Here is a 13,380-nt window from a genome sequence, read left to right as displayed (position 1 = left end):
AGCGCTGCCAACAATTGGTACTATGTATCACCTATTGAAGACTCGACCGGGAGAGCAACGATGCTGTCAGCACATTACGTCGGCCAGAAGACCATCGAGATCCGCACGAGCACGAGCGTGCCACCCGGCGAGGGAGAAGTGCAGATCGCCGTGGCCTACGTCGGGATCTGCGGCACCGACCTCCACATCCTGCACGGCGCGATGGATCAGCGCATCACCCACAGCGGCGTCATCGGCCACGAGATGAGCGGCACGATCGCCGCCGTCGGCCCCGGCGTCGATGGCTGGGCCGACGGCGATGCCGTGACCGTCATGCCGCTCGCCTGGGACGGCACGTGCCCCGCCTGCCTCGCGGGCCACAGCCACATCTGCCAGAACCTCGACTTCATCGGCATCGACTCGACGGGCGCGCTGCAGGAGTACTGGAACGTGCCGGCATCCACCCTCGTCAGACTGCCCGAGGGTATGTCGCTCGCGCACGCTGCGCTCGTCGAGCCCGTCGCCGTCGCCGCCCATGACGTCCGGCGCTCTGGGCTCACGGCGGGCGACAAGGCCCTCATCATCGGAGGGGGCCCCATCGGGGTGCTCATCGCCACCGTCGCGCGCGAGGCGGGAGCGGAGGTCCGGCTCTTCGAACTCGACCCCCAGCGTCGGGCTGCCGCAGAGGCGCTCGGCATCGAGGTCGCGGACCCCACCTCCCCCGACGCCGCCGACGCCATCGAGACCTGGACCGGCGGGGCCGGCGCCGACGTGGTGTTCGAGGTCTCCGGATCCGCGGCGGCAGTGCTGACCGCGACGAGCTTCGTGAAGGTGCGGGGCACGCTCGTGATCGTCGCCATCCACCCGCAGCCGCGCCCCATCGACCTGCACCGCGTGTTCTGGCGCGAGCTCACCATCGTCGGGGCGCGAGTCTACGAGCGCGAGGACTTCGAGCGGGCCGCGTCGCTGCTCGCACGCGACGTCATCCCCGCCGACGCGCTCATCACCGAGACGGTGCCCCTGGGCGAGACGGCGAACGCCTTCGCGACGCTCGAGAGCGGCCGGGCCATGAAGGTGCTCGTCGACGTTCGCGCCCCGTCGCTCTCGCGCTCCGACTGCTCCACCTGAACCGGATGCGCCGGACCAGCGGAGGGATGATCGGCTGGCCGAGCAGGATCCCGAGGAGCACGAGCCCCATCCCGATGGCCTGCTGACCCTCAAGCGCCTCGCCCGCCAGGAGCGTTCCGAGCACGACCCCCGTCACGGGATTGAGGAGGCCGATGAGCCCCGTCGTGCCCGCCGGCAGGTTCTTGAGCCCGCCGAACCAGGCGAGGTAGGCGAGTGCCGTCGAGAAGAGTCCGACGTACGCGAGCGCGGCGATGGCTGGTCCGTCGTAGCTGGGGATGGGCCCTTCGACAAGCAGCGCGACGGGCAGCAGCACGAGGCCGCCACCCACCAGCTGCCAGGCGGTCAGGGGCAGGAGGCTGACGTCGCTCCCCCACCGCTTGACGAGCACGAAGCCGAATGAGGCGAGCGCCATTGCCGCGACGGAGGCGAGCACACCCCGCCAGTCGATGGCGGTCGATCCGGCCGCGAGCATGAGCACGACCCCGAGGAGCCCCACCGCGGCGCCGGCGACGGGGAGCGCTCGCAGCCGTTCGCCGAGCATCGACGCGGCGAACAGCATCATCACGATGGGCGAGACCGCCATGATCATCGAGGCGATGCTCGACGGCAGCAGCTGGGAGGCGACGTACACGAGCGCGAAGAACGCGCTCATGTTGATCGTGCCGAGCACCAGCGCGCGCCACCACCATGCCCCTTCCGGCAGCTTCCTGGCGATGAGCAGGAGGACCAGCCCCGCTGGGAGCGCACGCAGCACGGCACCCCAGAGCGGCGAGTCGGCGGGCAGGAACGCCCCGATCACGGCGTAGTTGCTCCCCCAGGCGATCGGTGCGATCGCGGTGATGAGCATCCAGCGCCATTTAGCTTCCATGGAAGCCACTCTAGCTTCCACGGAAGGTATGCTGTCAACATGCGAGCACCCGACGACCGCGTCACCCAGATCCTGGCCGAGTGGGAGCGCGAGCGCCCCGACCTCGACGCCTCCCCCATGGGCGTCATCGGCCGCATCCACCGCATCGGCATCCACCTCACGGAAGAGCTCACACGCGTCTACCGCGAGTACGGACTCGGCGAAGGCGACTTCGACGTGCTCGCGACCCTGCGACGAGCCGGCGCCCCCTTCGAGCGCACCCCGAGCGAGCTCGCCGCGTCGACCATGGTCACGACAGGCGCCATGACGAAGCGCGTCGACCGGCTCGAAGGCGCGGGCCTCGTCACGAGAAGGGTGAGCGATGCGGATGGCCGGGGCCGGGTCGTGCAGCTCACCGAGCGCGGGCTCGAGCTCATCGACGCGGCCTACACACGACACCTCGAGAACGAGGAGCGGCTCCTCGGGGACGTGAGCGCCGACGACCGGGCGGCCCTCGCCCGCATCCTCGGCACCTGGCTCGCCGAGGTCGAGAACCGCGACGCCGCCGGAGCGCGCCGCCCCGGCAGCTGACACCCCCCTCCACCGCCGCCACGCAGCGACGGCCGGGGCGCGACCTACACTGACGACATGCTCGATCCGCACCGCCCGGACCGCCACCCCCTCGACGACGAGGGCGTCGACGGCATCGCCGCGCGCCTCTCCCGGATGGTCCGCGTGCGGACCGTCGAAGACGCCGACGCCGACGCCGCCGACCCCCTCGCCCCGTTCGCGGAGTTCCTCGTGCTCCTGCAGGAGCTGTACCCGCTCGCGAACGCCCAACTCGAGCGCGAGCTCGTGACCGAACGGGGCGTGCTCTACCGCTGGCCGGGCAGCGCGAGCCCCGGCGGCGACGGCAGCAGCAGCGACTTCGACGCGACGGCATCCGGCCCGCTTGTCCTCATGGCGCACTTCGACGTCGTCCCCGCCTTCGAAGCCGAAGGATGGACGCATCCGCCGTTCGACGGCGTCATCGCCGACGACTCCGTCTGGGGCCGCGGAACGCTCGACGACAAGGGGCCGCTCTGCGTCATCATGGAGGCCGTCGAGGCGCTGCTCGCAGAGGGCCACACGCCCCCGCGCGACGTGTACCTCTGGTTCGGCGGCGACGAGGAGACGCACTCCGGCGCCGCCACCGCGGCCGCCGCGCTCTTCCGCGAGCGCCGCCTGACACCGTGGCTCGTGCTCGACGAGGGCGGTGCCGTGGTGGATGCTCCCCTGCCGTTCATCGACGTGCCAGCCGCCATGATCGGGGTCGGCGAGAAGGGCTCGGTCAACGTCATCCTCGAGGCGAGCGGCGACGCGGGGCACGCCTCAGCACCCTCCGGGCTGACACCGACGGCGCGCCTCGCGAGGGCGGTGTCTCGCGTCGAGCGACGCCCGTTCCCCGCCCGCCTGAACCCGGTGGCCCGTGAGATGTTCGCGACCTTCACGCCGCACGCGCACGGCTCCGGCAAGGTCATCCTCGAGACCCTCACCAGGGCACCCCAGCTCGCAGCGCACGCACTCGCCCGCCTCGGCGGTGACGCCGCCGCGCTCGTCCGGACGACCCTCGCGACGACACGCCTCAGCGGCGGCACCGCCGACAACGTGCTCCCCGCGAGCGCCAGCGCCACCCTCAACTGCCGCATCGCGCCCGGCGAGAGCGTCGCCAGCACCGTACGGCACGTGCGACGCGCCATCCGGGACCGGGAGGTGCGCATCCGCATCACCGACCCGAACGAGCCCACCACGATCGCGCCGACCGACAACCCGCAGTTCCGCCTCCTGCAGGGCGCGGCGCGAGCCGCGTACCCGGAGGCCATCGCGGCCCCGTACATCACGCTCGCCGCGACCGACGCGAAGCACTTCCAGCGCTTCGCGCCCGCCACCTACCGTTTCGCGCCGCTCGCCATGGACGCCACGCAGCGGGCCGCCATCCACGGGGTCGACGAGCGCGTCTCGATCGCGAGCCTCCACGCCGGCGTGAAGTTCCACACGACGCTGCTGCGCTCCCTCTGACATCCGACACCGAGAGCCCCTCGAGGAAAGGCACCACCGTGCACCGTCTCCGCTCCACCGGCTTCGCCTCCATCGCCGGCATCGTCGGGTTCCTGGCCTTCGTGGAGTTCACGAGCGGGATCCTGCAGGGCTACTACACCCCGCTGCTCACCGACATCGCGCGCCACCTCGGCATCCACGACGCCGACGTCAACTGGCTCGAGGGCGCGCAGCTCATGCTGTCGGCGCTCGTCGTGCCGGTGCTCGCGAAGCTCGGCGACATGATCGGCCAGCGCAAGGTGCTGCTCGCCTCGACCGCGGTGACAGCCCTCGCCTCGTTCGGCCTGGTCTTCGCGCAGGAGTTCTGGATGTTCCTCGTCGCCTGGGCGCTGCAGGGCTTCTACGTCATCTGGCTGCCCCTCGAGATCGCACTCATCTGGTCGCGGACCCGCGAGCGCCCCAACTCCGCCAGACTCACCCGAACCTCCGCCGGCGTGCTCGTCGCCGCCCTGCAGCTCGGCGCCATCGCGGGCGCGCTCAGCGCCGGAGCGCTCGCCGAGTCACTGCCGGTGCAGGTTCTCCTGCTGATCCCAGCGATCGCCGTCGCCCTCTGCTTCTTCGTGATCCTCTTCGGCGTCAAGGAATCGCCCAGCCCGGTCGGCGGCAAGCTCGACTACCCGGGCCTCCTGCTCCTCAGCCTCGCCCTCCTCTCGTTCACGGGCGGCCTCAGCCTGCTCCGCGTCACCGGCCCCGGCGACCTCTCCTCGTGGCTCGTCGTCCTGCTCGGCCTCGCCGGGCTCGCGCTCTTCGCGCGCGTCGAGCTCGGACGCCCAGACCCCCTCATCGACGTGCGCCTGTTCCGGTCGTCGGCGCTCTGGCCCGTGTTCCTCACAGCGGGGCTCTTCGGCGTGAGCGTGCTCGGCGCGCAGGCACCCCTCTCGACGTTCGCACGCACCGACCCGAGCGTGTACGGATACGGGCTCGGCGCATCCGCCGGCCAGACGTCGATCCTCATCGGCTCCTACGTGCTCTCGATGGTCGTGGGGGCGCTGCTCTACTCGCAGGTCACGAAGCTGCTCGCACCCCGCGTCGCACTCATCGGCGCGAGCGGTCTCGTCGCGACGGGCTACCTCCTGTTCCTGCCGTTCCACGACGGCTACCTGCAGGCGGTCACCAACATGGTCATCGCCGGCATCGGCTCGGGGGCGCTCGTCGCCGCGCTGCCATCGGCCGCCGCGGCGGCCGCACCCGCGACGCAGACGGGCGTCGCGACGGGCCTCACCAACTCGGTGAAGACGCTGGGCGGCGCGATGGCGTCGTGCGTGTTCGGCATCGCCCTGCTCGGCACGCTCGCGAATGCGCCAGCCGCCGAGGGGACGGCCGGTTCGCTTGCCGGGTACTTCACGGTGTGGACGGTGTGCGGGCTCACGGCCGTCGCCGCCGCGATCGCCCTCTGCTTCGTGCCGAAGGCCGCGTTCCAGGATGCGCCGGAGCGCGCCGACCGGCCTCCCGTCGTCGCGTAGCGCCCGCGCCGCGGATCCACGCCCACGCCGCGGATCCACGCCCGCGCCGCGACCCCACCCGCCCGCGCGACCCCGCGCCCGCTCGGACCCACGCCCGCGCCGCGCACCCGCGCTCCCGCGCGGACCCGCCTACCCACCCCTCTAAAAGGTCACTTTCACCGCGTGTTGCGCGCCGCCACGGGGTGAAACTGGCCCATCTGGCGGTGGATGGCGGAGAGCGGTCGGCGGAGAAAGGGCGGCGGAGAAAGGGCGGCGGAGAGCGGAGGCGTGTGGCCAGATAGTCCAATGGCGGGTATATTCCTGTGCATGGCAACCATGACCGAGTCCACGTTCTGGATCCTCACCGCCCTCGCCGCCGGGCGGCAGCACGGCTACGCGATCATGCGCGACGTGGAACGCCTCAGCGGCGGCACCGCGACGCTGCGCGCGACCACCCTCTACGCGGCGCTCGAGCGCCTCGAACGCGAGCAGCGCATCCAGAAGGCAGGCGACGAGATCGTGGATGGCCGCGCCCGCCGCTCTTACGAGCTCACCCCGCAGGGACACCACGACCTGGTGGCGGAGACCGAGGCTCTTGCGGCTCGCGCGCAGGTCGCCGCGACGGCGCTGAAGCGTGGCCCCTCGCCTGCCGTTCGCCCCTCCCCGGCCCTGCGTCTCGGCCGCGCCTGGTGAGCGCGCCCCTCAGCACGAGGTTCGAGCGCCTGCTTCGCTGGTATCCGCGCGCCTGGCGGGAGGAGAACGGCGACTACCTGCTCGCGGTGCTCCTCGAGGACGCCGTCGAGCGTGGCAAGACGAAGCCGACGCTCGCGGACGCCTGGTCGATCCGCGTGCATGGCCTCGCCGCCCGGGCCACACCGGGGGCGACGCTCGGCGTCGCGGTCGCAGCGCTGATCGTGAGCCTCATCCCGATGGCCACCATCTTCGTGAGCGCGCTCATGGAGCCGACCTGGCTGCGCCTCGGCATCACCGGGTTCCAGGAGTTCTCAGGCCTGCTGCTGCTCTTCCTGACCGTCATGATGTTCGGCCGCCGCCACGGTGGCAAGCTCACCGCCCTGGCCGCACTCTCGGCACTTGCGCTCTGGGTGCTGCACGCCGCGGCCGCCGCGTGCGCGCGCCTGAGCTGGTCGATCGGATGGGAGGAAGCGGATGACAACCTTCTGCCGGGAGCGACGAGCACCTGGTTCGGAGACTCCACCTCCTTCTGGCTTGTGGTCGCCGGCGCGCTCGGGATCGCTTCGCTGAGCGTCGTCTTCCGGGGCCTGCTGCGACGGAATCGTTCCGCTTTCGAGGCGTGGATGCTTGCCGGAGTCATCTCCTCAAGCTGCCTCGTCGCCCTGTTCATCACGAGCATGATGCCGTCGATCATGCCGCTCGCAGCGGGAACCATGCTCGTCCTGAGCGCGATCGACGTGAGCAGGGAGACCGCCGGCGCCCGCAGGTCGCAGCTCGCTGCTCGCCCAGACCGCCCCGTGCATGGCCGAGCCCGACAGCGCCGAGCCCGCTTCCTGATCCTGTTGGTCCTCGCGGCCCTGACGGCGCTGGCCGGAGCGTTCTGCGCGGCGCTCGCCATCCGCGGCAGCAGCTGGAGTCTGGCGTTCCGCGACTCGACGCACGCCATGAACGTCGGGTTGGCCCTCGGCTGCCTCGTCGTGCTTCCGCTCGCAGCCGTCGGAGCGTGGATGCTCTTCCGCCGGTTCGGAAGGCGCTGGCTGGTCGGCGGTGCGTTCCTCGTGGCCGCGCTGCTGCTCGAGGCAGGCTCGCAGCTCGCGGGGGCAGGCCATCCGGCGCAAGAGCCGCTCTGGGTGCTCGCAGCCCTCTGCATCGGCGCGGCACCCACCATCCCGCTCACCGCGATGATCCCCGCATCGAGGCCCGTCAGCGCCATCCTCGCGGTCGGCGGGTCACTTGTGCTCGCCCTGACCGTGGGGCTCGGTGTGCCAGGCCTGCCGTTCATCGCGCCCCTCGCGTCCGTCGCCGTCGCGTGCTGGGCCGCGGTTCACCTCATCGTGGATGCGCGTCGCTCGCGAGCCGACGCGCGAACCCCGAGCGCCGGGGGTGGATTCCAGCTGGCAGAGTCGCCCTGAGCAGGCGCTCGCCGCAGCCGCATCATCCCCGCGCGCATCTGACCCCCTCGCGTCCTCCCCGCGCCCATCCGTCCCCGGCGCACCTCCGCGTCCTCCCCGCGCATCCGCTCCCGGCGCACCTCCGCGCCCGCACCCCAGCGCGGAGCTACCCACGAAAAGGTCACTCTGGCCGCGTGTTGCACGCCGCGATGGGGTGAAAACGCCCCATCTGACGGCGGATGGGCGGATGACGGGCGGGCGGCGCTCACCGGCCCTACTCCCGCCCCGCGCGTGCCCCGACTACGCGCGCACCGCAGCCGCTCCATCCCCGCGCGCATCCGCTCCCGGCGCACCTCCGCGCTCTGCGCGCGCATCTGCGCCCGCACTGCAGCGCGGAGCTACCCACGAAAAGGTCACTTTGGCCGCGTGTTGCTCGCCGCGACGGGGTGAAAACGCCCCATCTGGGCGGATGAGCGGATGGCGGGCGGGCGGCGCTCACCCGTCCCCGGTGCACCTCCGCGCGCATCCACCCCAGCGCGGAGCTACCCACGAAAAGGTCACTCTGGCCGCGTGTTGCACGCCGCGACGGGGTGAAAACGCCCCACCTGACGACGGATGGGCGGATGGCGGACGGGCTCGGCGTCGGGACGGGCTCGGCGCGGCCTCGCGGGCGGGCGGGCTCGACCTCGCGCGGGGCTCAGCCCCGCGAGGGCTGAGGCTCGGCGAGCGGCAGGCGCACCGTGAAGCGCGTCTCGCCAGGGCGGCTGTCGACGGAGATCGTGCCGCCGTGCGCATCCACCACGCTCTTCACGATCGAGAGGCCGAGGCCCGTGCCGCGGGTGACCGGGATGGAGCTCGCCTCGGTCTCGCCGCGCGTGCGAGACACGTCGCCGCGCACGAACCGCTCGAAGAGGTGCTCGAGCACGCCGGGGTCGATGCCTGGCCCGTCGTCGACGACGCTGAGCACGGCGTTGCTGCCCTCGACGCCGAGCGTCAGGGTGACGTTCGTTCCCGCCGGGGTGTGCGCGTTCGCGTTGGCGAGGAGGTTCGAGACGACTCGGCGCAGCTGCGCGTCGACTCCCGTCACCTCGATGGCGACGCCTGGGATGTCGAGGTTCCACCGATGCTTCGGCCACGCAGCGTGCGCGTCGCCGACCGCCTCGAGGGCGATGAGCGACAGGTCGACCGTCCCGTGCTCGACGTCGACACCCTCATCGAGGCGGGCGAGCAGCAGGAGCTCCTCGACGAGCGCGGTCATGCGGACGGACTCCGAGTCGATCCGCTCGAGAGCGCGAGCAGTGTCCTCCGGCAGGTCTGCGCGGCTGCGGCGCGTGAGCTCGGAGTAGCCGCGGATGGACGCGAGGGGGGTGCGCAGCTCGTGGCTCGCATCCGCCACGAACTGCCGCATCTTCGCTTCGCTCGCCTCCCTCGCGGTGAAGGCGCGGGAGATGTGCCCGAGCATCGTGTTGAAGGCCTGGCCCATGCGCCCGACCTCGGTGCGCGGGTCCGCGTCGCGCGGTTCGACCCGCACGTCGAGGGCGGCGTCGCCCGAGGTGAGGGGCAGCTTCGAGATGCTGGTCGCGAGATGCTCCACCCGCTCGAGCGGTGCCATGGATGCGCGGATCCAACGCGACGTGAAGATCGCGGCGAGCCCCATGCCGAGGAGTCCGATGAGGGCGATCATGAGGCTCAGCGTCGTCGTCGTCGCGTTGACGTCGCCGAGTGGGAGCGCGATGACCACGCCGTATCCGGCTGGCCCTTCGCTCGCCTGCGCCCTGACCTCGCCGATGCCGAGGACGGTGACGGTGTGCGCCTGCCCATCCTGTGGGACGCTCGCAAGTTCCTCGGCGGTGGCCGGGGAGATCAGCACGACCTCGCCGAGACTGTTGAGGGCGCCCGCCGAGATGACGGTGTCGTCGTCGATGACCGCGCCGACGGTGCCCTCTGCCTGGCCGGGGAGCTTCAGCACGAACGTCGCGTTCGGGGTGATGGAGAGGGGGCCACCCGTGTCGCCGGGACCGGACGCGCCTTCGCGCCCGCGGTCGCTCGCGGAGGAGAGCTGCTGGTCGAGCCGGTCGACGAGCACGTTGTGCAGCAGCGTCACGCTCACGGCGCCGATGACGGCCGTCACGATGACGAGCGTCGCGACGAGTCCGAGGACGAGTCGACGCCGGAGGGTCAGCGGCGCACGCTCGCGCCTTGCATCCACGCCCGACGGTGGAGCATTCGGGGGCAGAGCTGCAGGGGATGCGCCTCCCGGCGCGCTCATTCCGTGGCCTTGAGCATGTAGCCGACGCCGCGAACCGTGCTGATCATGGGCTCACGGCCGGCGTCAACCTTCTTGCGCAGGTACGAGATGTACAGCTCGACGACAGTCTCGCGCCCGCCGAAGTCGTAGCTCCACACGTGGTCGAGGATCTGCGCCTTCGACAGCACGCGGCGGGGGTTGCGCATGAGGAAGCGCAGCAGCTCGAACTCGGTGGCCGTGAGCTCGATGAGGTCGTCGCCGCGGCGCACCTCGTAGCTCTCCTCGTCGAGGCTGAGGTCGCCGACGCGCAGCACGGGGTCGTTGGCGCCGCCCTGCGTGAGCATGGAGCGTCGGACGAGGCCGCGCACGCGCGCGATGACCTCCTCCAAGCTGAAGGGCTTCGTGACGTAGTCGTCGCCGCCGGCTGTGAGCCCCGCGAGTCGGTCGGCGAGCGCGTCCTTCGCGGTCAGGAACAGCACGGGCAGCGTCTCGTCGTCGGCCCGGATGCGGTGCAGCAGCGAGAGCCCGTCCGTGTCGGGGAGCATGATGTCGAGCACGGCAGCGTGCGGCTTGAACTCGCGGGCGACCTTCACCGCGGATGCCCCGTCCGCGGCGGTGCGCACTTCCCAGCCCTCGTAGCGCAACGCCATCCTGAGGAGGTCGGTGAGCGAGGGCTCGTCGTCGACGACGAGCACTCGGATGGCGGACCCGTCGGCCGCCTTGAGCATCGGGCCGAGTCGCGAGCTCGACTGATCGGTGGGAGGCATGCCTCTAGTCTCCTCCTTGATCTATGGAGGAGCTATGAGGCGCCTGAGCGCCGGGTATGGGGTCGGCAACGGGCGCGCAACGTTCTGGGCCGCATCCGCTCGCCCACCCATCGAGTCAGCCGAAGAGCGTCTCCCCGACGTACCCGCCCTCGCGAGCGCCAGGGGGAATCGCCCAGATGCCGCTTCCGGTGTGCTTGATGTACTCGTTGAGGAGGTCGGTGCTGAGCGACTGCTGCACGCGGATGAACTGCTCCGGGTCTCGCTGGTAGGACAGGAAGAAGAGGCCGGCGTTGAGGCGTCCGAGCTCATCGTTGCCGTCGACGAAGTTGTAGCCGCGGCGCAGGAGCCGAGCTCCCGCGTTCTTGGTGGGGTGCGCAAGCGCGACGTGGGAGTTCGCGTCGATCGCCGGCTGCCCGAACGTCGTGCTGCTCTCGGCCGCGAAGTCGGGTTCGGCGAACTCCTCGCCGCCGCTGAGCGGCGCCCCGGCGCGCTTGTCGCGGCCGATGATCTGCTCCTGCTCCTCGAGCCGGACCCGGTCCCAGGACTCGATCATCATGCGGATTCGCCTCGCCACGAGGTAGGAGCCGCCGGCCAGCCAGTCGGCGCCGTCGCCTGGCGCGACCCAGACGTGCTCCGTCGTGGCGCTCGTCTCTTCCGCCTTGACGTTCGCGGTGCCGTCCTTGAAGCCGAAGAGGTTGCGAGGTGTGGCCTGGCTCGTCGAGGTCGACGAGGTGCGCCCGAAGCCCAGCTGCGACCAGCGCAGGATGACGCGGCCGAAGCCGATGCGCGTGAGGTTCCGGATCGCGTGGACCGCGACCTGGGGGTCGTCGGCGCAGGCCTGGATGCAGAGGTCGCCGCCCGAGAGCGCGCTGTCGAGCGCGTCTCCGGAGAAGCGTGGGAGCTGCGTGAGCTTCGCCGGCTGCTTGCTGGCCAAGCCGAAGCGGTCGACCCCGTCGCCGTCGACGAAGAGCGTCGGGCCGAAGCCGAAGGTGATCGTGAGCGCCGAGGGCGGCAGTCCGAGGGCCTCGCCGGTGTCGTCGGGTGGGGCGAGCGGCGACCCCCCGACGGCTCCGGAGGCGGAGACGTCGAGGCCCTGCACGAGTCGCGACGACGCGTAGCTCCAGTCCTGCAGCAGCTCCGCGAGGTCCTCCCTCGTCGTTCCCTCGCGGACGTCGAAGGTCGCGAAGTGGATGCGGTCCTGGGCCGGGGTGACGATGCCGGCCTGGTGCTCGCCGTTGAAGGGGTACTGGGTTCCGCTGCCGGCGTGGGAGGTGGCACCGGCACCGGTTGCCGCGGCGATCCCGAAGCCGCCGGCGCCACCTGCGGCGATTCCGGCCGCGCCTGCGCCGAGGAGGCCGAGGAGACCGCGGCGGGACAGGCCGCGGGCGGGTTCTTCGACGTCGTGTTCGTTCGGGGTCTCGCCTGCGCTCACGGGCAGCCCTCCTGGGTTGTTCTGATGAGAGTGGCCAGCTTGCGTGACCGTCCGCTGGTGGTCACCGCGTTCGGGGGGGACCACAGGCGGATGCTCACGCAAGCTGGCCGGGTGCGCTGGGAACGCTATGCCGGCAGCCCGAGCACGGTGGTCGTGAGCTGCGAGAGCGGCTCGGCGAGCGCGTCGACCTGGGTCGACAGCTCCTTCACCTGCTCGGGGGTGAGGTCGCGGTAGTTGGTGAAGCCGTCCTCGTAGCTGCCGTAGCTCGCGAGCAGGTCGTTGAGCGCGGTGAACTCGGTGCTGATCGAGTCGGCGATCGCGATGCCGTCCTCGCCCTTCGACCGGGCGACGTCCTCGACGATGCCGAACGCGACCTCCGCGCCCTCGACGTTCGCCTTGAAGTCGCTGAGGTCGGTGCCGGACCACCAGTCCTCCTCACCCGAGATCTTGCCGGTCGCGACCTCGTCGAGCAGGCCGATGGCGCCGTTCGTGATGTCCTCGATGGAGATCGAGAACTCGTCGCTGTTCACGAGGTCCGCGAGCTGCTGGATATCGGCGACGAGCTGGTCCGCGTACTGCGCGCGCTCCGCCGTGGTCGACGGCGCCCAGTCCAGGAACGCGTCGGTGTCGTCGGAGTTCTTGGCGCCGGGCTGCGGCTGCCAGAGGTCCTTCTCGATCCGGTGGAAGCCGGTCCAGTCGAGGCCTTCGGCGACGGCATCGACCTCGCGGTAGTCGATCTTCGGGTCGAGGTCGCCGAAGGCCTCGGCGGTCGGCTCGATGCGCTCGTATGGCACGCGCGCGGCTGCGAAGAGCTCGCGCGCGGCCTCGTCGTCGCCCGACTTGTAGGCGGTGGTGAACTGATCCACGAGGGGGACGAGCTCGGCGACCTGGTTGCGCAGGTAGGCGGTGTAGCTCGTGACGGCTTCGTCGTAGGCCGCCTGGTCGTCGGCGGCGACCGCGACTGCCTCGCCCGAGACAGAGAAGGCGGTCTGGCCGATGCCGGCCCCGAGCATGCCCGGCTTGCACACGGTGAAGTAGCTGCCTGGCTGCGCGACGACCGAGAGCTGGCGGCTCGTGCCTGGCGCGATGTTCTCGACCTCGCCGACGATGCGGAGTCCGTCGTCGGCGAGCAGGTAGAACTCGGTGACGCGTTCGCCGTCGTTGGTGACCTCGAAGGTGATGGGGCCGCTGGCGGCGGATTCGCCGGAGACCGTGCAGTCGGTGTCCGTGCTCGAGACGGCGAGCGAGGCGGCGGAGTCGGCCGGCGCGTTCGGCACGCAGCCGGTGAGGGAGACGAGCGTGACGGCGGAGAGCAGTCCGACCGTGAGTGGCTTGAGGTGCATGGTTGTCCTTCTG

The 13,380-nt window shown here is 71.2% G+C and carries 10 protein-coding genes and 1 pseudogene; 6 read left to right on the top strand and 5 right to left on the bottom strand.

From position 1 onward, the window contains the following. The first annotated feature begins 60 nt into the window (after positions 1-60). Complete coding sequence (locus C5E07_RS01605; protein ID WP_104298168.1) at positions 61-1,107, top strand: zinc-binding dehydrogenase; 1,047 nt, start codon at positions 61-63, stop codon at positions 1,105-1,107. A gap of 52 nt (positions 1,108-1,159) precedes the next feature. Here the strand turns inward: C5E07_RS01605 and C5E07_RS19690 are convergent. Then, positions 1,160-1,954, bottom strand: a pseudogene (locus tag C5E07_RS19690) (EamA family transporter); the annotation flags it as partial. A 60-nt stretch (positions 1,955-2,014) separates the two neighbouring features. Here C5E07_RS19690 and C5E07_RS01595 point away from each other — a divergent pair. The 5 genes from C5E07_RS01595 to C5E07_RS01575 all read left to right on the top strand — a co-directional run bounded on the left by C5E07_RS01595 (position 2,015) and on the right by C5E07_RS01575 (position 7,598). Then, positions 2,015-2,545, top strand: coding sequence for a MarR family winged helix-turn-helix transcriptional regulator (locus C5E07_RS01595; protein ID WP_104298166.1), 531 nt, complete (start codon positions 2,015-2,017; stop codon positions 2,543-2,545). Between the two features lie 57 nt (positions 2,546-2,602). Continuing rightward, positions 2,603-4,012, top strand: coding sequence for a M20/M25/M40 family metallo-hydrolase (locus C5E07_RS01590; RefSeq protein ID WP_104298165.1), 1,410 nt, complete (start codon positions 2,603-2,605; stop codon positions 4,010-4,012). 38 nt (positions 4,013-4,050) lie between these two features. After that, positions 4,051-5,514 (top strand): MFS transporter, encoded by a 1,464-nt coding sequence (locus C5E07_RS01585; protein ID WP_104298164.1) that lies wholly within the window; start codon positions 4,051-4,053, stop codon positions 5,512-5,514. 306 nt (positions 5,515-5,820) lie between these two features. Next, the gene (locus tag C5E07_RS01580; RefSeq protein ID WP_104298163.1) at positions 5,821-6,186 is read left to right on the top strand and encodes a PadR family transcriptional regulator; all 366 of its coding nucleotides are present in this window, start codon (positions 5,821-5,823) and stop codon (positions 6,184-6,186) included. After that, entirely contained in the window at positions 6,183-7,598 is a 1,416-nt protein-coding gene (locus C5E07_RS01575) for a hypothetical protein (protein ID WP_104298162.1), read from the top strand. Before C5E07_RS01580 ends, C5E07_RS01575 begins: the two co-directional genes overlap by 4 nt. A 676-nt stretch (positions 7,599-8,274) precedes the next feature. Here the strand turns inward: C5E07_RS01575 and C5E07_RS01570 are convergent. From C5E07_RS01570 to efeO, 4 genes are all read right to left on the bottom strand, one after another. Beyond that, a complete protein-coding gene (locus C5E07_RS01570) occupies positions 8,275-9,786 on the bottom strand; it encodes a cell wall metabolism sensor histidine kinase WalK (protein WP_181057703.1) in 1,512 nt (503 codons plus the stop codon). 56 nt (positions 9,787-9,842) lie between these two features. Continuing rightward, positions 9,843-10,592, bottom strand: a complete 750-nt coding sequence (locus C5E07_RS01565; RefSeq protein ID WP_104240221.1) for a response regulator transcription factor — start codon at positions 10,590-10,592, stop codon at positions 9,843-9,845. A 115-nt stretch (positions 10,593-10,707) separates the two neighbouring features. Beyond that, entirely contained in the window at positions 10,708-12,024 is a 1,317-nt protein-coding gene (gene efeB, locus C5E07_RS01560) for an iron uptake transporter deferrochelatase/peroxidase subunit (RefSeq protein ID WP_104298160.1), read from the bottom strand. A 125-nt stretch (positions 12,025-12,149) separates the two neighbouring features. Next, positions 12,150-13,367 carry an iron uptake system protein EfeO gene (efeO, locus tag C5E07_RS01555; protein WP_104298159.1) on the bottom strand — a complete coding sequence of 406 codons (1,218 nt, stop codon included), beginning with the start codon at positions 13,365-13,367 and terminating at the stop codon, positions 12,150-12,152. Between the last annotated feature and the right edge of the window lie 13 nt (positions 13,368-13,380).

Source organism: Pseudoclavibacter sp. RFBJ3, assembly GCF_002931375.1.
In the GTDB taxonomy this organism is placed as follows: Bacteria; Actinomycetota; Actinomycetes; order Actinomycetales; family Microbacteriaceae; genus Pseudoclavibacter.
Note: the sequence above shows the minus strand (reverse complement) of the source record. Positions and strands in the feature narration are given on the sequence as shown.